Source organism: Stenotrophomonas maltophilia complex sp. Om-AH-Sm3 (genome assembly GCF_059337855.1).
Genome location: NZ_JBYBLQ010000003.1, coordinates 174,726 through 194,811, shown reverse-complemented (window position 1 = coordinate 194,811; position 20,086 = coordinate 174,726). Strand labels below are relative to the sequence as shown.

Genomic DNA, 20,086 nt, shown 5'->3' with positions numbered 1-20,086 from the left:
ACGGCCTGCTCAGGGCGTCAATACGATCTTGCGGCAGTCGTCGTCCTTGGCATCGAACATCGCATAACCTTGCGCTGCGTCGGCCAGGCGCATCCGGTGCGAGATGATGTCCCCAGGATCCAGCTTTCCTTCCATGATGGCGTCGAGCAGTTCCGGCATCAGTCCCTGCACGTGGGTCTGCCCCATCTTGAATGTCAGGCCCTTGTCGAACGCATCGCCCAGCAGGAACCCGTGGATGAAACCGGCATAGACACCGGGAATGCTGACCACGCCGCCGCGGCGGGCCGCTGCGATGCACTGACGGATGGCCACGCCGCTGCTGCCTTCCAGTTTCACGGCGGTCAGCGCTGACTCCAGCGCACTGCCCTCGGCCTCGAAACCGACGGCCTCGATGCAGGCATCCACGCCGCGCCCACTGGTCTGGGTCAGGATGTAGTCGGCCGGGTCTTCGATCTCCTTGAAGTCGATCGTTGTCACACCGTAGGCACGACGCGCGTAGTCCAGGCGGTAGCGAAGATGGTCGACCATGAAGATGGTCTCCGCTCCCAGCAGCCGGCAGCAGGCCGCGCTCATCAGCCCAACCGGGCCGGCACCGAAGATCGCCACTGTCGAGCCCGGCTTGACCCCTGCGTTCAGCGCGGCCTGATAGCCGGTGGGCAGGATGTCCGACAGGAACAGAACCTGTTCGTCAGCCACGCCTTCCGGAATGCGCAGCGGCCCCACATTCGCCTTGGGCACGCGCACGAATTCGGCCTGTCCGCCTGCCACGCCGCCATACAGATGGCTGTATCCGAACAACGCCGCCGGAGGCAGAAGGCCCTTCTGGTTCAGCGCAGCGCCCTTGCCCGGGTTGGTGGTCTCGCAGGCGGCATACTCGGCCAGCCGGCAGTGGAAGCACTCGCCACAAGCGATCACGAAAGGAATCACCACGCGATCGCCCGGCCTCACTTGGGTTACGCCGCTGCCGACCTCTTCCACCACGCCCATGAATTCGTGGCCCAGCACATCGCCGTCGTGCAGATCGGGAATCTTGCCCCTGTACAGGTGCAGGTCCGACCCACAGATGGCGGTGGCGGTCACCCTCAGGATCAGGTCGTCCTCAGCTGCCAGCACCGGGTCCGGCACGGTCTCGACGCGCACATCCTTGCGGCCGTGATAGGTCAATGCCTGCATCGTGCTTCTCCAGAAGATCGGAACGCCAGCATCGCAGGGCCTCCCTCCTGCTTCGGTGACATCCGGGTGTGCGCAGCGTTCATTCCGCGGCGCCATTGCGTTAACCCGGCCCGGGCCACGCTGCGAATACCCGCCACAGGAGCCCACCATGAACGACAAGCTGCCTTTCAATCCAACAACAGACGTGGATGATCAGTCGAAGGCCCACACGCCGGACAAGCGGCGCAATGATCGAGCGAAGTGGAAGGAGCACGACATGCCTGACGACAGCGATGGCCCCAAGGCCGTCCCCGAGGACTACGAACGACCTGATCCCGATCCCACGGGCAAGCGTTGAGTCCGCCTCACATTCTGGATGCGCCGGATTCACAAGCCATGGGCCGCTGCCGGCGCAAGCTGCGCGCATGGTTCCTGGTCAGCCTGAACGAGGTGTTGCATGTGGAGACGCAACGGTCTCTCGCTGGTACTGCTTGCACTCACTGTCGTGTTCATTGTCGGGCAGGCGGTCGCGGGACATCACGTGCACAATCAGGAGTTGATACAGCACGGGCGCGCGCCGATCGACCTTTGGCACTACCTGGCGACCGGCCACTTTGTCAGTGCAACGTTCGAGAACTGGGAAAGCGAATTCCTGCAGATGGGGATGTACGTCCTTCTGACGGTGAGCCTGCGCCAACGCGGCTCGGCCGAATCCCGGCCCTTGGATCCCGCACAGGAACAGAATCGCGTCGAGCCGGGACCTGCGCCGTGGCCGGTTCGCCGCGGTGGCGCGTGGAAGGCGGTATACAGCCACTCGCTTGCGATCGCCTTCGGCCTGTTGTTCCTGCTCAGCTTTACGCTGCATGCAATGGGCAGCTGGCGCGCCGAGCAGGCCGAGCAGCAGTTGCAGGGGCTGCCGGCGCCGGGTTTTCTGGAGCATCTGGGCAGCAGCACGTTCTGGTTTGAATCGATGCAGAACTGGCAGAGCGAATTCCTTGCCGTGCTTTCGCTGGTCGTGCTTACGATCTTCCTGCGGCAGAAGGACTCACCGCAATCCAAGCCGGTCGAGGCCCCGCACGCGCAGACAGGAGATTGAACGATGGCGGATGACCCATCACCGGCCTTGCTGATCATCGACATGTTCAGTCGCTTCGACTTCCCGGGGGCGCAGGCGCTGGTACCGGCCGCGGAGCGGGCGGCCAGACAGATCCGGCGCTTGAGAGACCACTTCGATGACCACGGATGGCCGGTCATCTATGCCAATGACAATTTCTCGGACTGGAAGCGTGACTTCCGCCAACAGGTCGAACAGTGCCGCCGGGACGGGGGGCCAGCCGGGCGGATAGCCGAGCTGCTCTCCCCCTTGTCCGATCACTACTTCGTGCTCAAGCCCAAGCACTCGGCGTTCCTCGCCACCCCGCTGCCGGTTCTGCTGGCCAAGCTGGGCGTGCGGCGTCTTTGGCTCACCGGGATGACGGCCGATTCCTGTGTTCTGGCAACCGCGTTGGATGCCAACGCCAGGGAATTCGACGTAGTGTTGGCACGGGAGGCCGTGGCGGGGATGCCGGCGCAGAAACAGCGCGCAATGGCGCTGCTCGCCGATTCCGGCGCAGCCCGCGTCGCACGGCTTGCCTCTCTTGTGCCGGCATGACCGCCGGATGGCGCTGCATCCGGTTCAGGCCCGGTCTGCGATACCCTTTACACCGGCATGACCGGCGCAATGTGCGCAGCAGAAGATCCGGCCGTTCCCCTCGACACCGTGTCCGATGATGGCGCAGTCGCAGTGCGCGCAACGCGGTGCGAATGCGTGGATAGCGCACTCAAACGAATCGAACGTACCGCTGCGTCCGCCCTGCTGGAGGGTGAAGCTCTTGTCATAGTCGTTGCCGCAGACATCACAGGTGGCCATGCTGCACCCCGTGCCGTGGAAGGAACGCGCAGTGTGGCGTGCGCGGATGTCGACAGCCGTGAATGCACCGTGTCGCAGGCGTGCAGAACGCCCGCGCGGGGTGGGCTGCGTGGTGCGGAATGCCGGGCTTGACTGGTGTTTCATCCTGCTTTGCCGGGCTCGGCACGGCCACCAGGCGAGGCGGCGCGATTACAGGGGAACGACGTACGCAGCGCTTCAACAACCAGGGCAGACGCATCCTGCTGCAGTCGCCCGCGGGGCAGCTGCCGGAGATGGGAAGACACCTGATCGACCAGTTCATGCGGAAGGATCCGGCCCTGCCCACACCACTGCCCGCGGCTGGCATCGGCAACGCCCAGTATGTAGCTGCTGGCCCGGGCGCTGGACAGCCCCCGGCAGTGTTCGCCATCGCAGAACCCGTCAGCGCCTTTGCCCTGCAGCAGCGTGATGAGCTCCGCCCCACTGACAAGCCAGGTGCGTTCCGGTTGCGTTGTGCCTGCCACGGCGGGTCCCACCAGGGCGCCGAGGCCCAGTGTCAGGAGCCAGGGCATGCGGCGGTGCGCGCGGCGGGCGTGATGTCCTTTCATATCAGGGTCCTGGCTGTCGTTTTTCCGGATTCCACGCGGCGCCGGTCAGAGTTGATCAAGCTGGTTGCGTGGTTGGAACGCCGGGTCGTCCTCAGCGTCCAGCATGGCATCCACCAAGGTGTCGAAGGGCGCGGCAGCGGTATCCAGGTCCGTGGAAGAAAGGAATCCGGATTGCCCCTGGCCGGCCAGGGCAATCGCGGCAACGGTCTCGCGCTCACCTTCCTCTGCCCAGAGATAGTCGTGGACCAGTGCCACCCCGTGGTCGCCCGCCTTCAGGAAATCGGCCGCGCCCCGTGCCACAGTCAGAAACGCGATGAGATCGTAGAGGCTTTCCGAATACGTCAGCGATCCCGCAACAAAGTGCGTACCAGTGCGGTCATAGGCGGCAACCTGGATATTCTCGGCCTGCGCGGATGCAAGGAAGGCCTTCAATGCGGCGCGATTGTCGGGGTAGCGGGCCAGCAGGGCCTGGCAGTCTACGAGCAGCTCATCCAACGCTTCGTCGCTTGAAGACGCCAGGCATTCACCGTTGCCCAAGCGCCACGGCCCGGCGATGCATCGCCAGTCGGACCATCGGGATGGCGAAGGCAGGGGCGCCGCCAGCCATCTGGAGAGATCTTCGTGGCGCAACTGCAGGCGCAACAGCGCTGAATAAGGCTCTGACAAGGCGATGATCCATCGGGTCTGCGTGTCCAGATGGCTTTTAGCAGACAACGCGCGACCCGCCAACACCCCAGTGCCAGCCTCATGTACTGCGACTGCTACTGCCGCAGGCGCGGCGCCAGACTATCGCGCAGCCGTTGACCCTCTGACCACGCACCTTCCCGTCATCACCAGTCTGCGTACCGGCAGCTCCGGCATGCGCAGGCGCTCCAGCAACAGCGACATCGCAGCTCGCCCCATATCTTCAACCGGCTGCTCGACCACGGTAATCCCGGGTTCGACCAGTTCGGTCCATCGCTCATTGTCGAACCCTGCCAGCGCCAGCTCTCCTGGAATCGCAAGCCCAGCGCTGCGGGCCGCTTTCAATGCGCCCATGAGCAGCAGGCTGTTGCTGGTGACCAGCGCTTCGGGACGCGAAGGTCTGGTCAACCACTGCTCGACCGTTGCGATGGCGGCCTCGGCCGTGGGCTCGACCTCGCGGAAGTCGGGCTCCCAGCCGTGCCTGCGCATCGCAGCGCGATAGCCATCGCGGCGCTCGGACGCCGTGGTACTGGTGCTGCCGAACAGGCCACCGATGCGGCGATAACCGCGCTCGGCCAGGTGCTCGACCAGGCCTGACATCGCCGCTGCGTTGTCGAGGACCACGCTGTCGATCGTGCCACCCGGTGCGGCACGGTCGACCAGCACCGTCGGATAATCCAGCCTCAACCGGTTCAACCGCCCCACCGTGGTCCGGGTGGGCGCAAAGATCAACCCACTGATGCGCTCCTCATGCATCAACTGCAGGTACAGTGCTTCGCGCTCGGGGTCCTCATCGGTGTTGCAGAGGGTGACGCGAAGGCCTTCCCGGTACGCGACTTCCTCCACGGCGCGGATCAGCGCGGTGAAGAACGGGTTGCGGATATCCGCCACGATCAGGCCGATGATGCCGGTGTGCCGGGCGCGCAGGCGTCTGGCCTGCAGGTTGGGGTGGTACCCGGTCTGGCGGATCGCCGCCTCCACCCGGCCGCGCACGGCCTCGCTGACCGGGCCTCCGCCGAGCACGCGCGACACCGTGGACTTGGATACCCCCGCCACGCGTGCGACGTCGTTGATGCTGATGCTCACTGGTAACGTTCCCGCAATTGAGCGCTGTTCAGGGCCGGATGGCCGTTCAGGCCCATGTTAACGCCAAAGGACTATTGGCATTTTGTGCAGTGCACATTGAAATGACGATTGGGAACGTTCCCAATACGCCCCAGCCCCCCCTTTGCCGGAGCCCCCTTTGTCGCCCCAGACCTCCCCCTCCCCCGTCAGCCGGGAACTGATCCGCCTGGACGCGCGGGCGCAGGACAAGACCGATGCCATCGCCCAGGTCGCGCAGATGCTGGCCGCGGCCGGCTGCGTGGCGCCGGGGTACGAGGCCAGCATGGGACGGCGCGAAGCGCTGGCCAATACCTTCCTCGGCCATGGCGTGGCAATCCCGCACGGCCTTGGCGAGGACCGCCATCTGGTGCGCCGCGATGGCATTGCCGTGCTGCAGTTACCGGAAGGCGTGGAATGGAATCCGGGGCAGGTCACCCGGCTGGTGGTCGGCATCGCTGCCCAGTCGGATACCCACATCACCCTGCTGCGCCGCTTGACCCGGCTGATCCAGGATGACGCCACGCTGCAGCGCCTGTTTGCGACCACCGATGCGAGCGAGATCGTCAACGCGCTGGCCGGCGATGTTGCGATCACGGCTACCGCCGTGCCGGCGACGGATCTGGCCGAGCGCTTCGAATGGACCGTCGCGTACCCCAACGGACTGCACGCACGTCCTGCCACGCGTTGGGCAGAGACGGCGCGCGGCTTCGCGGCCCGTGCGCAGGTCCGAGCAGGCGATCAGGCGGCCGATGCCAAGAGCCTGGTTGCACTGTTGCAGCTGGGGCTGCGCCACGGCGATGTGGTGAGCGTGTCTGCCGAGGGCGCCGACGCCTCGGCCCTGCTGGCCGCGCTGCGCAGGGTCATGGAGGGCCTGGTGGCGCAGGAGCAGGCCGATGCGGAGCGCGCGGCACAGCGAAAAACAGCCCCCGTCGCGGGCTGGAATCCGCCCGAAGCCCAGGCTGCCGTCGTCGGCATCGGCGCGAGCCCAGGATTGGCGATCGGCCCGGTGCATGTGCTGGCCAGCACGCAGGCCGAGGTCGCCGACCACCCCACCCCGCTCGGCGAAGGCGGCGCACGCCTGCAGGATGCACTCGGCCGTACCCGCCAGCAGTTGGCTGCGCTGCAGGACGACACCCAGCGCCGCCTGGGCGCTTCGGATGCGGCGATCTTCAAGGCGCAGGCCGCGCTGCTCGACGACACCGATCTGATTACCCGCACCTGCCAGCTGATGGTCGAGGGCCATGGTGTGGCGTGGTCATGGAACCAGGCCATCGAGCAGATCGCCTCCGGCCTGGCTGCGCTGGGCAATCCGGTGCTGGCCGGGCGCGCGGCCGACCTGCGTGATGTCGGCCGGCGCGTGCTGGCGCAGCTTGACCCTTCTGCCGCGGGCGGTGGCCTGGCGGATCTGCCGGCGCAGCCGTGCATCCTGATCGCCGCCGATCTGTCACCTTCGGATACCGCCAATCTCGACACCGGTCGCGTGCTCGGCCTGGCGACCGCGCAGGGAGGGCCGACCTCGCACACCGCCATCCTCTCGCGCACGCTGGGCCTGCCGGCGCTGGTGGCCGGCGGCGCCGAGCTGTTGGCGATCCAGCCAGGCCGCGAAGCGATCATGGACGGCAGCAGCGGACGGCTCTACCTGTCTCCCTCCGATGCCGCTCTCGCCTCGGCGCGCGCATGGATGGCCGAACAGCAGCAGATCCGCGAGCGCGAAGCCGCGCAGCGCGCGCAACCGGCCCAGACCCCCGATGGCCACCGCATCGACATCGGCGCCAACGTCAACCTGCCCGACCAGGTACCGCTGGCACTGGAACAGGGGGCCGAAGGCGTCGGCCTGATGCGCACCGAGTTCCTGTTCCTCGAACGTGGCAGTACGCCCAGCGAGGATGAGCAGTACACCACCTATCTGGCCATGGCCAAGGCACTCGACGGCCGCCCGCTGATCGTGCGCGCGCTCGACATCGGCGGCGACAAGCAGGTGGCGCACCTGGAGCTGCCACGCGAGGAGAATCCATTCCTCGGCGTGCGCGGCGCGCGCCTGCTGCTGCGCCGCCCCGACCTGCTGGACCCGCAATTGCGTGCGCTGTATCGCGCGGCGAAGGACGGTGCACGGCTGTCCATCATGTTCCCGATGATCACCTCGGTTTCCGAGCTGGTCGCGCTGCGCACCCTCTGCGAGCGCTTGCGCGCCGAGCTGGAGGCGCCGGAGGTGCCGATCGGCATCATGATCGAGGTGCCTGCAGCGGCCGCGCAGAGCGATGTGCTGGCGCGCCACGCCGACTTCTTCTCGATCGGAACCAACGATCTGACCCAGTACGTGCTGGCGATCGACCGCCAGAACCCGGAACTCGCCGCCGAGGCCGACAGCCTGCATCCGGCGGTGCTGCGCGCGGTCCGCGCCACGGTCGAAGGCGCACGGCTGCATGGGCGCTGGGTCGGCGTCTGTGGCGGCCTGGCCGGCGATCCCTTCGGCGCCATGCTGCTGGCTGGCCTGGGCGTGGACGAACTGTCGATGACCCCGAACGACATCCCGGCGGTGAAGGCACGCCTGCGTGGCAACGCGATGACCGGACTGCAGGCGCTGGCCAGGACCGCACTGGGGTGCGAAACCGCCGAGCAGGTGCGCGCCCTCGATGGAGCGCGCGCATGACTGCCCGCGCCGTCACCGTGACCCTGAACCCGGCGATCGACCAGACCGTGCGCCTGGCCCACCTGCAGCCCGGCCGCGTGCATCGGGCCGGCCGCTCCCGCGACGACGCAGGCGGCAAGGGCATCAACGTGGCAGCCTGCCTGGCCGACTGGGGCGTGCCGACCATCGCGCTGGGCGTGCTGGGCGACGGCAACGACGGCGTGTTCCGCACGCTGTTCCGTGAGCGGGGCATCATTGACGGCTGCCTGCGCGTTCCGGGCCGTACCCGCACCAACATCAAGCTGGTCGAAGAGGCCAACGGCGAGACGACCGACATCAACCTGCCCGGCCTTGCCGTGGATGCTGCCGATCTGGACGCGGTGTCGCGCCAGCTCGGCGCCCTGCTCTCGCCCGGCCTGCCGGTCGTGCTGTCCGGCAGCCTGCCCTACGGACTACCGGCCGATGCGTGGGCGCGGTTGCAGGCGCAGGCCGGAACGGCCGGTGCGCGCGTGCTGCTGGATACCAGCGGCGATGCGCTTGCAGCTGCGCTGGACGGTGCGAAGGACGCGCCGCCCTACGCGATCAAGCCCAACCGCCACGAACTGGAGGCCTGGACCGGCACGTCGCTGCCGGATCGCAGCGCGCTGCGCGCCGCAGGCCAGGCCCTGGTCGAACGCGGCATCGCACTCGTCGCCATCTCCATGGGGACCGACGGCGCGCTGTTCATTGATCACGCCGGCGCCCTGGTCGCGCGACCGCCGCGTCTGGCCTTGGGCAGCACGGTCGGCGCAGGCGATGCCATGGTCGCCGGCATCGCCGCCGCCTTGTTGGAGCCCTCCCTCGACCTCGCCGGTTGTGCACGACTGGCCACGGCGTTCTCGATGAGCCGGCTGGACAGCGGAGACGCGCGGCGGCTCGATCCGGCGCAGGTGCGCACCGGGGCCGGCGATGTACTGATCGAGCGGTTGGATTGAAACACCTGCCGGAGGAGCGGCGGCTGGCTTCGGGCCACCGGCGATGCCTCTCTGGCAAGGACGAACCCGAAGCATTCCAGGAGTTCCCATGCACGCTTCCACCGTAGTCATCGCCGCTGGCGAACGCAGCATCGAGGCGGTACTTGCCGCCGAGGCCCTGCGTCGCGCGGCCCGCCAGCGCGGGCTTGAGCTGATGATTGAAATCCGCAGCGACCAGGGCGTTACCGGCGCACTGCCCGCCGCGAACGCCGCCGCGATCGCCCACCTGCTGCTGGTGGGCGATGGCGAGGCAGACATCGCACGCTTCGGCAATGCCCGCATCGTGCATGCCAGCCTGGGCGAGGTGCTGGACGATCCGGCGGCCGCGCTCGCACCGCTCGCTGCCGCGCCGGCCAGTGACCACGACACTGATGCGGGCAAGCGCATCGTCGCCGTCACCTCCTGCCCCACCGGCATCGCCCACACCTTCATGGCGGCGGAAGGCCTGCAACAGGCTGCCAAGGTGCTGGGCCATGCGATCCGGGTGGAAACCCAGGGCTCGGTCGGCGCGCAGGACGCGTTGAGCGATGAAGAAATCGCCGCCGCCGACCTGGTGCTGATCGCCGCCGACCGCGAAGTCGATCTGTCACGCTTCGCCGGCAAGCGCCTGTTCAAGAGTGGTACCAAACCGGCGATCAACGATGGCCAGAACCTGATCCGCAAGGCGCTGGCCGAGGCCGGCGTGCACGCGGGGACAGCGGCTTCGGGCCGTACCGCAGAAAAGAACAAGAGCACCGGCCCTTACAAGCACCTGATGACCGGCGTGTCGTTCATGCTGCCGTTCGTGACAGCCGGCGGCCTGTTGATCGCACTGGCGTTCGCGCTCGGCGGCATCTATGCCTTCGACGACGCACACAAGGGAACGCTGGCCTGGTCGCTGTTCCAGATCGGCGCCAAGTCTGGTTTCATGCTGATGGTGCCGGCGCTGGCCGGCTACATCGCCTACTCCATCGCCGACCGCCCCGGCATCGCGCCCGGCATGATCGGCGGGCTGGTTGCGGTCAACATGGACGCAGGTTTCATCGGCGGCATCCTCGCGGGCTTCATCGCCGGCTATGGCGTGCATTGGATCAACCGTGCGCTGCGCCTGCCGCGCAGCCTGGAAGGCCTCAAGCCGGTGCTGATCCTGCCGGTGCTGGGCACGCTGCTGGTCGGCCTGTTGATGATGTATGTAATCGGTACGCCGGTGGCCGGACTGCTGGCCTGGCTGACCGACTGGCTGCGCGGCATGCAGGGCAGCAGCGCGATCCTGCTTGGCCTGCTGCTGGGCGGCATGATGGCCGTTGACATGGGTGGACCGGTCAACAAGGCGTCCTACGCCTTCTCCACCGCGTTGATCTCCAGCCAGGTGTACACGCCGATGGCGGCGACCATGATCGGCGGCATGACGCCGCCACTGGGTATTGCGCTGGCAACGTGGCTGTTCAGCAACCGCTTCACCGCCGAGGAGCGCGGCACGGCCGGTGCCGCTGGCGTGCTCGGCCTGAGTTTCGTGACCGAGGGCGCGATCCCCTACGCGGCGCGCGATCCATTGCGCACCATTCCGGCGTTGATCCTCGGCTCGGCCGTGGCCGGTGCGATCTCGATGGCCGCGGGCGTCGAGTTGAAGGTGCCGCACGGCGGCGTGTTCGTGCTGCCGATCCCGAACGCGGTCACCCATCTTGGCGTCTACCTGCTGGCGCTGTTGGCGGGCGTGGCGGTCACCGCAGTTGCTCTGCGCATCCTCAAGAAGCCGGTCACGGCCCCCACCCTGTAAATGGAACCCCCGCCAATGTCCTGCTCTTCCTGCCGCCTGGTGCCGGTAGCGATCCTGCTGGCCCTGCCGTCACTGGCCGCAGCCGCCGGCGCCAGCGACACCCTCATTCCCAGGCTCTCCTACACCGGCGAGGCGGCCGCCACGCTCGACGGTGGCAAGCGCAGCGGCACCGCCTACGCCGGCCAGCTGATGTTCGGCGCCGATGTTGACCTCGACGCTGCGTTCGGCTGGCGGGGGGCAACGATCAAGGCCTATGGCATCAATCGCCACGGCACCAACCTCGCCAACAGCAGCACCGGCAACAGCACTTCGGTGCAGGAAATCTACGGCGGCCAGGGGACCCGCCTGGCCAACCTGACCCTCGAACAGAAGCTTTTCAACGACCGATTGGTGCTGGAGGCAGGGCGCAGCGTCGCCAACATCCACCACCTCGGTTCGGAGCTGTGCCAGTACTTCCAGGGCAACTCGGCCTGTGGCAACCCGACCTACGTGTTCCGCACCAGCAGTTTCACCTGGTGGCCGGTGTCGAGCTGGATGGCCGATGCCACGGCCTGGGTGACGCCCGATGTCTATGTCCGCGTCGGCGCCTACCAGGTCGATCCCAGCCAGGCCGAGGATGGCCAGCATGGCCTGAAGTGGAATACGAACCAGGCCACCGGCTGGATCGTGCCGTACACGATCGGCTGGCGCAGCCCGGCATCGGCGCGCTTGAAGGCCCGCTATGAACTGGGTGGCTGGCAGGACAATTCGACCTATCGCGACCCGCTGCGCGATGCCAATGGCATGCCGGCGCTGCTCAGTGGCCAGGAGTACGCGACACGCCACGGTCGTTCCGGTGCGTTCGCCCGCTTCGAACAGCAGCTTACCGGCGATGGCAAGGGTCGTGGCCTGACCCTTTTCGGCGCCGCGCTCAAGGGCACCTCCGGGCAGCTGATCGAGGATCACTTCCTGCAGGCCGGGCTTGTGCAGAAAGGCACGTTCGCCAGCCGGCCGCAGGACAGCATCGCCTTCGTCGTGACCCAGCAGAAGTACAGCAGCATCGCACTGGAAAACCTGCGCCTTGCCCGTGCCGCAGCGGGTGGCAGCGGCACCCCGCACGGAAGCCAGGTGATGATGGAGCTGAGCTATGGCATCCAGGTCACCCCGCAGCTTCGGGTCGCGCCGAACCTGCATTACATCGTGCATCCCGACCAGTTCAATGAGCCCGCACGCCAGCGGGACCTGCCGAATGCGCTGATCGCGGGCATGCGGATTGACTGGAGCCTGTAAGGGAATGGTCAGTGGCAGCGAAGCGCCGCCAGCGTGACGCACCGACGCGCACTCCCTCCGCCCGCAGATCATCGCGGAGTGCCGGCCCGCTGCGGCGTCGCCCTCCGGTGCATGCCCCCGGCGGGCTTCAAGGACTGTTCGCTGCCCACGCCAGTTCGAACGTCAACGCCAGCCGCTGCCCCGGCTCCAGCCGATGCGGTGCCAGCGTGAAGCCGTCCGGCGGGCCGCTCTGCGGCTCGACACAGGTGGCGTGCGGCGCAGCGTCGTAGACCACCCAGTGGTCGTGGTCCGACCTCAGCCGCAGGCGCTGGCCTTCGCGTACCAGGGTGATGTCACTTTCGGCGATGAAGCAGTCGTCCCATGGGCCGTGGGCAGGAGATACACAGGGCAGCGTGGCAATGCCTTCCCTGTCCCGCGGATACATCGAGCGAGGACTGAACAGCAGTCGTTCCGGCTTCCGGAACCAGGGGTGCCAGCCCAGCACCGCCGGCATCGCCTGCCCGCCCGCCTGGACCGAGAGGCGCAGCTGCAGGCTGTGAGGGTGCAGGCTCACTTCCTGGAGGGCGACGCCACCGAAGGGCCAGTACCTGTCGCGTGGCAGCGCCAGCGACAGCGTGGCCGTGGCTGTCTCCATGCGCTCGACCTGCCAGGGCCGCATGAAGCCCACGCCATGGATGGCATGCCCGCCGAAATTGAGCGGCAGCGCATGCGGCGCGCCGTCGAAGCAGAACTGTCCCTGGCGGATACGCCCGGCCCACGGCACCATCGGGTAGCAGCCCCACGCGATCGCCGCCGTGCCCGCCTGCTGCGCATCCACCAGCCAATCCACGCCCCGGTAACGCAGGTGCGCCACGCGCCCGCCCGCCCCTGCGGCGAGCGCAACCTCCAGTTCGCCGCATCTGAGCCAGTGCAGCTCACCGGCCGGCAGCGGGGCCAGCGCATCATCCATCGGCAGCATGCGCTCAGGCCCCATAGGGATTGATCGTGCGGATGCTTCCGTCCGGCTCCATGTGCAGCGGCGTGCACTTGGCCGAGCGCAGGTGGGTGATGCCGCCGGACATCAGTGCATCGTGATAGAACAGGTACCACTGTCCGTCGAACTGGCAGATGGAGTGGTGGGTGGTCCAACCGACCACGGGGGTGAGGATCACGCCGGCATAGGTGAACGGTCCATACGGGCTGTCGCCGATGGCGTAGCACAGCTGGTGGGTGTTGCCAGTGGAGTACGACAGGTAGTAGCGACCCTGGTACCTGTGCAGCCACGGACCTTCGAAGAAGCGGCGCGCATGGTCGTCGGCACGCAGCGGCTGGCCATGCTCATCCAGGATCTGCACTTCGCGGGTGGGCTCGGCCAGCTCGGTCATGCCGGCATCCAGGCGGCCCACGCGCGGGCCCAGGGCCGGTGCGCTGCCCTCGGGTTCCTCGTGTGCCACGTCGTACTGGTTGTCACGATACTTCTGCAGCTGCCCGCCCCAGATGCCGCCGAAGTACAGGTAGTGGCTGCCATCGTCGTCTTCGAACACGGCCGGGTCGATCGAGTACGCGCCCTTGATCGGCTCCGGCTGGGGCACGAACGGGCCCTCCGGTCGCGCACCGATCGCCACGCCGATGCGGAACCGGCCCCCGGCATCCTTGGCCGGGAAGTAGAGGTAGTAGCGGCCATCACGGCAGGCGGCATCGGGGGCCCACATCTGTTTCCGCGCCCAGGGCACGTCGCGCACGTGCAACGCCATGCCGCAATCGACGGCGGTGCCGTCGGGCGTATCCATCCTCAGCACGTGGTAATCCTGCATGCCGAAGTGGCCGCCTTCATCGTCGAATGGCTGGCCGCCGTCGATGTCGTGCGACGGATAGATGTACAGGCGACCCTCGAATACATGCGCCGAAGGGTCGGCCGTGTAGATGTGGGTCACCAGCGGTTGCGAAATGGCGTGCGCGGTGAGCTGCGCAAGGCGGGCTTCGCTGGCCTGGCCGTCTTCACCGGCAGAGAGGTCGATCATGGTTGTCGTCTTGGAGTTACGCGGAGGCGTCGGCGGAACGGCGACGCAGGAGGAGATCCTGTTCGATGCGTGTTTCCGTGCGCTTGTCGATCCGGTAGAAGAACAGCAGCGCGACGGCGAGCAGGAAGGGAAGGGAGCAATAGACGCTTACGGTCAGGCGGATGCCCTGCACCACGGCCTCAGGCTGCTGCACCAGGCCTGCCTGGTAGCCGTAGTGGGCAAGGATCGCGGCGACCAGCGCGCCGCCGACACTGAGGCCGATCTTCAGCCCGCACAGCATCGCCGAGAAGATGATCGCCGTTGCCCTTCGATGGTTCTTCCACTCCGAGTAGTCCGCGACGTCGGCGATCATCGCCCACAGCAACGGGATGGTGATGCCATAGCAGAAGCCATGCAGCATGAACGCTGCGAACGCCACCGCCACCGCCGTGGGAGGGAACAGGTAGAAGGCCAGCAGGAACAGGGTCGAGACAAACAGGGCGCCACCGAAGACGTCGCGCTTGCCGAAGCGGTCCGCCAGCCGCCGTGATGCGCCAATACCCAGGATCATGCAGAGGATGCCGCACGCGTTGAACAGGCTGAACGCCGAGGTGGCCGCATCCTTCGGCCAGGTGAACGCCGCGAAACCGGCGCTGGCCAGGGCGCCATTCAATGCACGGATCAGGCCGTTGAAGCCAGAGTTTTCCAGGAAGCCGGCCAGCGCCGCTTCGCTCATGTAGTACTGGAAGTAATAGATGTAGGTGCCGCCCTTCAAGGCCAGGTTGATGAACACCAGCACGGTCAGCGCCAGCATCACCTGCCACGGGCGGTTGTGCAGCAGGTCCGACAGGTCCTGCACTATGCCGCCGGTCTGCTCGCGCGTCGGCACGATGCGTTCGCGGGTGGTGGCGAAGGTGATCAGGAAGAACACCGTTCCGATCAGTGCGAAGGCGGTCATGACCTGTTCGAAGCCGCGCACCCGGTCGCCGTCGCCCAGGATCAGCACCAGCGGCATCAGCAGCACCTGGATGATGAACTGCGCGATCATCACGGCCACGAAGCGGTAGGCCGAAAGGCTGTTGCGCTGGGCCATGCTGCCGGTCAGCACGCCGCTCAGCGCCGAGTACGGCAGGTTGTTCGCGGCGTAAACGCAGACCAGCAGGGCGTAGGTGCCCAGTGCATAGATCACCTTTCCGCGCTCGCCCAGGTCCGGGGTGCTGAACGCCAGCAGCGACAGTACGCCAAAGGGAATGGCCGTCCACAGGATCCACGGGCGGAAGCGGCCCCAGCGGGTGGACGTTCGGTCAGCCGCGATGCCGATCAGCGGCGTGAACACGAACGCACCCAGCAGGCCGACCACAAAGATGATCGTGGCCGCGGTCGCAGCTGGCAGGCGGTAGACGTCGGTGTAGAAGAATGCCAGGTAGGTGATCAGGGTCTGGAAGATCAGGTTGGCAGCGAGATCGCCCAGGCTGTAGCCGAGCTTCTCGCGTACCGATAGCGCGTGTTCAGTGCTTGCCATGCAGCGGACGTCCTGGAAAAGGAATCTGGTCGAAGGGGAATCGATGTCGCCCGGGGCGATCAGTCATGCGCGGGCACTACGGTGAACCTGCTCCGCGCACGTATATCGGCACTGGACGCCCCCACCCTGACCTCGTAGGCACCGGGCTGCACCGCGTACACCGCACGCGCTTCGTCATAGTGGCGCAGGGCCTGCGCCGCCTCCAGGGTGAACGTCACCGTGCGGCGTTCGCCCGGGGCCAGCTGGACCCGCTGGAAGCCCCGCAGTTCCTGCACGGCATCGCCGCTGCCGACGTGTTCGCGCCGCACGTACAGCTGCACCACTTCGTCACCGCTGCGCGTGCCCGCGTTGGTCACGTCCACCGACGCGGCCACGCGGCCATCGGCGCCGATGGTGTCCGCATCGAGGCGGAGCGTTCCATAATCGAAGCGCGTGTACGACAGCCCGTGACCAAACGGGTACAGCGGCGTGCCACGGAAGTAGCGGTAGGTACGGCCCTCCATGGCGTAGTCGTCGAATGCCGGCATCGCTTCGCCGGCCTTGTAGAAGGTGACCGGCAAGCGACCCGCCGGATTGATGTCGCCGAACAGCGCCTGGCCGACGGCGGTACCGCCGCGCTGCCCGGGATACCAGCTCATCAGGATCGCCGGCAGATGCGCCTGCGCCCAGTCCACGGCGATGGCCGAGCCGCCGGTGAGTACCATCACCACCGGCTTGCCGGTAGCGTGCAGGGCCTCCAGCAGGGTGCGCTGCGGCGCGGGCAACCGCAGGTCGGTGCGGTCGCCACCGGCAAAGCCCGGATAGTTGACCGTCATCTCCTCGCCTTCGACATCACCGGTAAGGCCACCGACGAACACCACCACGTCGGCCTCGCGTGCGGCATCGAGCGCTTCATCGAACGGCGCCTTGGCGCCGGGCATGCGCCAGCCCAGGCGCACGCCGGCATCGCGCTGGTCGTCGTAGTACTCCAGCGTCAGCGCATAGGCACGCCCCGCCTGCAGGTCGAGTTCGACACCCTCGGCATGCAGGCGATCTGTGTTCACCCAGTGATCGATCACACGCTTGCCGTCCAGGTACAGGCGGTAGCCATCATCGCCGGCCACCTCCAGCCGGTAGCGACCGGACACGGGGGGCAGCAGTTGGCCGCTCCAGCGGATGCTGAAGCGGTCGTTGGGAATCCCCTGCCCCGGTGCTGCTTCGCCGCGTGCCAGCAGGTTGTCGGTCGGCGAGCCGCGGTCCCAGCGGAAGCCGATCTGCGCGTCGGTGCGCACCAGGGCCGGCGCACCGGAAAGGTCGGGCGTGCGGAAGTACTCGCCACGCAGGCCACGCTCGGGCGAGTCCGCCGAGGGCCGCAGGAAGGTCGGCTCGATCAGCGGCGTGGCACCGGGATCGTCGCGCCCTTCCACCAGGTCGACGCCGCGGGCATAACGCACTTCAACGCCCTTGGCCGCCTCGCGTATGCCCTGCAGGATGGTGACCGGCGCCGCCGGTGTGCCGAAGTAGTTGCCGAGCAGTGCCATGGTGTCGTCGGCGGTGGGTCCGACCACGGCAATGCGCTTGGTGTCGCGCGACAGCGGCAGGATGCCGTCGTTCTTCAGCAGCACCAGCGACGCCTGCGCGGCCTTGAGGGCCAGCGCATCATGGGCCGGGGCCTGGTTCACGGAGACCGGAATGCGCGCCCAGCGCACCCGCTCCGGCGGATCGAACATGCCCAGGCGCATCCGTGCGGTGAACAGGCGGGTCACCGCATCATCGATCTCCGCTTCGCTGATCAGGCCCTGACGCACGGCCTCGGGCAGCGTGGCGTACTCCTGGCCGCATTCCAGCTCGGTGCCGTTCCTGACCGCCAGCGCCGCGGCGGCTTCGCGCGTGGCGACGATATGGTGGTGCTTCCAGATATCGACGATGGCCCAGCAGTCCGAGACCACGTAGCCCTTGAAGCCCCAGTCGCGTCGCAGCACATCGCGCAGCAGGAAACGGCTCGCACTGGCGGACTCGCCGTACACGCGGTTGTAGGCGCCCATGACCGCATCCACTTCGCCCTCCTTCACCAGCGCTTCGAACGCCGGCAGGTAGGTGTCATACAGGTCGCGCCGGCTGGGCCGTGCATCGAAGTGATGGCGGTCGGCCTCCGGTCCGCTGTGCACGGCCAGATGCTTGGCGGTGGCGTCCAGCTTCCGGTAGACGGGGTCGTCGCCCTGCAGGCCGCGCACGAAGGCAACGCCCATGCGGGCGGTGAGGTAGGGATCCTCGCCGTAGGTTTCCTGCCCGCGGCCCCAGCGCGGGTCGCGGAAGATGTTGACGTTCGGCGACCAGAAGGTCAGGCCCTGGTAACGGCCATGCGCGCCTTCGCGGAGGAACTGGTGGTGCTTCGCGCGGGCCTCGTCGCTGATGGTCGTGGCCACCTGCCCCATCAACGGAACATCGAAGGTCGCGGCCAGGCCGATTGCCTGCGGAAACACCGTGGCCTGCCCTGCCCGTGCGACGCCATGCAACCCCTCATTCCACCAGTCGTAGGCGGGCACACCCAGCCGTTCGATTGCCGGCGCGGCATTCTGCATCTGCGCGGCCTTTTCTTCCAGGGTCATCTGCGCGACGAGTGCGGCGGCCCGTTGCTCGAAGCTTGCCGAGAGATCCAGCCAGGGCCGTGGCGCGGCCGCGGATGCGGCGGCCGCCACGCAGGTCAGGACGAACAGGATGGCCCGGCCACGCCACGTACGGCGGCGGGCCCTGGATGAAATCGACAGTCTCATTTGCTTCTCCCGGTGCGCTCGTCGCGCGCGAAGGGACCCAGCAGTGCGCCCACGAAGCCGCCTGCCCGGTCCGTACTCAGAACGGTGCCGTCCACGTCGCCCGCGAGCAGTTGCCAGCCCTGCCCGTCGCCGGTGTCGAACGAGAACGCGTAGTCGCCCTCGTTGCCGGCAATCTTCAGGCGCACTGCTGCAGACGTCGGCACAGCATGGCTGGCCAGCGTCCGCGTACTGCCACCACCGTCACGCGCTTCGAGGAAGAGCGAGAGGCGCCCCCCGCCAAGGTCACGAACGCCGAGGAAGTACCAGTACGCCTCGCTCTGGAACGCCGCCAGACCGGCGGCGACACCGGGGGCGGGCGGGGTCATCGCGGTGCTCGCCTCGAAGCGCAGATGCTGCTGGCGCCGGCCGAGAAATGCCGGATTGCGCAACGTGTCCAGATTCTCGGCAAGCGGGTGCACGGCCAGCATGCCGGGGCGCTTGTGCAGGTCTGCCCAGGCATGCCTGGGCACGCGCACGCGCAGCCACTGGCGATCGAGCGTCGGGCCATCAAAATTGTCGCGCGCTACGAAATTACCGGTCGACGGGGCCTGCGATGCCTCGCCCTGCATCCATGACGGCGCCTTGGCCACGTAGGGAATGGCCTGGTCGGTCGGCAGGATCTGCGGCCAGCCATCCTGCCAGCGCACCGGCAACAGGTAGGTCTCGCGCCCGGTGTTGTAGTGGCGCTTCTGATAGTTGCGGCTGGCCAGGAATACCGCCCACCACGAGCCGTCCGGGCCTTCGACCAGGTCGGCGTGGCCGGCATTGGTGATCGGAAGCGGACGGTCGTCCGGCAGTTCGCGCTGGGTCAGGATCGGATTGCCCGCATAGGGAACGTAGGGCCCCCACACCGCGCGGCTGCGCAGCACCACCTGCGAGTGCTGCGGCCCGGTACCTCCTTCAGCGTCGGACAGGTAATACCAGCCCTCCCGCTTGTAGATGTGCGGTCCCTCGATCCAGATCGGATTCTTCGCCGGCTCCACGCCTCCATCAACCAGCACCCGGCGGGGCCCGACCGGCTTGAATGCCGCCAGGTCGATCTGCTGCATCCAGATGGCGCGGTGCCCGTCGTAGCGCGGCGGACCGGGCGGTGCGTCGTTGTTGATCAGGTACACCTTGCCGTCGTCGTCAAAAAACAGTGATGGATCGATGCCATCGATGCCGGGCAGCCAGTGCGGATCGGACCACGGCCCGGCCGGGTCGCGCGCGGTGGCGATGAAGTTGCCACCGCTGTCGGTGGCGGTGGTGACGACGTAGAAGGTGCCGTCATGGTATTCGATGGTGGGCGCGAAGATGCCGCGCGAGACGCTCAGCCCGTCGAAATCCAGCTGCGTGGGGCGGTCAATCACATTGCCGATCTGCTTCCAGTGCACCAGGTCGGCACTTTCAAACACCGGAATGCCCGGGAAGTAGGTGAAGCTGGAATTGACCAGATAGAACCGGCCGTTCGCGCGCACGATGCTGGGATCGGCATGGAAGCCGGCCAGGACGGGATTGCGGTAGTGGCCGGCCGGCAGCGGCACTTCAAACGCCTGGTCATCGCCGCGGTACTCGAACCAGTCGAAGTACACCGGCGGAGCGTCCGGCGGCGCGCTGGCCCGGGTGGCTGCGGCCGACAGCAGGACCACCGCCCCCAGCAGGCGGCGCGCCATCGACCTCAGGCCGGCCCTGTCGCGGGCCAGAGGGGACT

17 protein-coding genes are annotated in these 20,086 nt (G+C 67.4%); 7 read left to right on the top strand and 10 right to left on the bottom strand.

Features of this window, described 5'->3' with window-relative positions; all coding sequences use genetic code 11:
* Nucleotides 1-9 precede the first annotated feature (9 nt).
* A complete protein-coding gene (locus AC10QF_RS05425; protein WP_049435273.1) occupies nt 10-1,173 on the bottom strand; it encodes a zinc-dependent alcohol dehydrogenase in 1,164 nt (387 codons plus the stop codon).
* A gap of 148 nt (nt 1,174-1,321) precedes the next feature.
* Here AC10QF_RS05425 and AC10QF_RS05420 point away from each other — a divergent pair, with 148 nt between their 5' ends.
* From AC10QF_RS05420 to AC10QF_RS05410, 3 genes are all read left to right on the top strand, one after another.
* Nucleotides 1,322-1,510, top strand: a complete 189-nt coding sequence (locus tag AC10QF_RS05420) for a hypothetical protein (protein ID WP_494541893.1) — start codon at nt 1,322-1,324, stop codon at nt 1,508-1,510.
* Nucleotides 1,511-1,609: 99 nt separating this feature from the next.
* Complete coding sequence (locus tag AC10QF_RS05415) at nt 1,610-2,248, top strand: DUF6766 family protein (protein WP_049441003.1); 639 nt, start codon at nt 1,610-1,612, stop codon at nt 2,246-2,248.
* 3 nt (nt 2,249-2,251) lie between these two features.
* Nucleotides 2,252-2,803, top strand: a complete 552-nt coding sequence (locus AC10QF_RS05410; protein WP_494541892.1) for a cysteine hydrolase family protein — start codon at nt 2,252-2,254, stop codon at nt 2,801-2,803.
* Between the two features lie 24 nt (nt 2,804-2,827).
* On the opposite strand, the gene AC10QF_RS05405 is transcribed toward AC10QF_RS05410, so the two are convergent.
* The 4 genes from AC10QF_RS05405 to AC10QF_RS05390 form a co-directional block, all read right to left on the bottom strand.
* The gene (locus tag AC10QF_RS05405; RefSeq protein ID WP_080354781.1) at nt 2,828-3,061 is read right to left on the bottom strand and encodes a metallothionein; all 234 of its coding nucleotides are present in this window, start codon (nt 3,059-3,061) and stop codon (nt 2,828-2,830) included.
* 140 nt (nt 3,062-3,201) lie between these two features.
* Nucleotides 3,202-3,648 carry a Rap1a/Tai family immunity protein gene (locus AC10QF_RS05400; protein ID WP_312547570.1) on the bottom strand — a complete coding sequence of 149 codons (447 nt, stop codon included), beginning with the start codon at nt 3,646-3,648 and terminating at the stop codon, nt 3,202-3,204.
* Between the two features lie 45 nt (nt 3,649-3,693).
* The gene (locus AC10QF_RS05395) at nt 3,694-4,314 is read right to left on the bottom strand and encodes a hypothetical protein (protein WP_239666584.1); all 621 of its coding nucleotides are present in this window, start codon (nt 4,312-4,314) and stop codon (nt 3,694-3,696) included.
* Nucleotides 4,315-4,434: 120 nt separating this feature from the next.
* Nucleotides 4,435-5,418 carry a LacI family DNA-binding transcriptional regulator gene (locus AC10QF_RS05390; RefSeq protein WP_494541891.1) on the bottom strand — a complete coding sequence of 328 codons (984 nt, stop codon included), beginning with the start codon at nt 5,416-5,418 and terminating at the stop codon, nt 4,435-4,437.
* 157 nt (nt 5,419-5,575) lie between these two features.
* Here AC10QF_RS05390 and ptsP point away from each other — a divergent pair, with 157 nt between their 5' ends.
* The 4 genes from ptsP to AC10QF_RS05370 all read left to right on the top strand — a co-directional run bounded on the left by ptsP (nt 5,576) and on the right by AC10QF_RS05370 (nt 12,103).
* On the top strand, nt 5,576-8,086 hold the full coding sequence (ptsP, locus tag AC10QF_RS05385) for a phosphoenolpyruvate--protein phosphotransferase (RefSeq protein WP_494541890.1): 2,511 nt from the start codon (nt 5,576-5,578) through the stop codon (nt 8,084-8,086).
* Nucleotides 8,083-9,039 (top strand): 1-phosphofructokinase family hexose kinase, encoded by a 957-nt coding sequence (locus tag AC10QF_RS05380; protein WP_099487208.1) that lies wholly within the window; start codon nt 8,083-8,085, stop codon nt 9,037-9,039. Before ptsP ends, AC10QF_RS05380 begins: the two co-directional genes overlap by 4 nt.
* Nucleotides 9,040-9,127: 88 nt before the next feature.
* Nucleotides 9,128-10,834, top strand: coding sequence for a PTS fructose transporter subunit IIC (locus AC10QF_RS05375; protein ID WP_111096254.1), 1,707 nt, complete (start codon nt 9,128-9,130; stop codon nt 10,832-10,834).
* A gap of 15 nt (nt 10,835-10,849) precedes the next feature.
* Nucleotides 10,850-12,103, top strand: coding sequence for a carbohydrate porin (locus AC10QF_RS05370; protein ID WP_494541889.1), 1,254 nt, complete (start codon nt 10,850-10,852; stop codon nt 12,101-12,103).
* A 127-nt stretch (nt 12,104-12,230) separates the two neighbouring features.
* On the opposite strand, the gene AC10QF_RS05365 is transcribed toward AC10QF_RS05370, so the two are convergent.
* From AC10QF_RS05365 to AC10QF_RS05345, 5 genes are read right to left on the bottom strand one after another with little or no spacing between them, the layout of a single operon-like run.
* Nucleotides 12,231-13,076 carry an aldose epimerase family protein gene (locus AC10QF_RS05365; protein WP_111096256.1) on the bottom strand — a complete coding sequence of 282 codons (846 nt, stop codon included), beginning with the start codon at nt 13,074-13,076 and terminating at the stop codon, nt 12,231-12,233.
* A complete protein-coding gene (locus AC10QF_RS05360) occupies nt 13,066-14,103 on the bottom strand; it encodes a glycoside hydrolase family 43 protein (protein WP_049411193.1) in 1,038 nt (345 codons plus the stop codon). The genes AC10QF_RS05365 and AC10QF_RS05360 overlap by 11 nt, the downstream gene beginning before the upstream one ends.
* Nucleotides 14,104-14,119: 16 nt before the next feature.
* Nucleotides 14,120-15,604 carry an MFS transporter gene (locus tag AC10QF_RS05355; protein WP_111191321.1) on the bottom strand — a complete coding sequence of 495 codons (1,485 nt, stop codon included), beginning with the start codon at nt 15,602-15,604 and terminating at the stop codon, nt 14,120-14,122.
* 59 nt (nt 15,605-15,663) lie between these two features.
* Nucleotides 15,664-18,357 carry a glycoside hydrolase family 3 protein gene (locus AC10QF_RS05350; protein WP_494541888.1) on the bottom strand — a complete coding sequence of 898 codons (2,694 nt, stop codon included), beginning with the start codon at nt 18,355-18,357 and terminating at the stop codon, nt 15,664-15,666.
* Nucleotides 18,354-20,048 carry a glycoside hydrolase family 43 protein gene (locus tag AC10QF_RS05345; protein ID WP_111096259.1) on the bottom strand — a complete coding sequence of 565 codons (1,695 nt, stop codon included), beginning with the start codon at nt 20,046-20,048 and terminating at the stop codon, nt 18,354-18,356. The genes AC10QF_RS05350 and AC10QF_RS05345 overlap by 4 nt, the downstream gene beginning before the upstream one ends.
* Nucleotides 20,049-20,086: the final 38 nt, after the last annotated feature.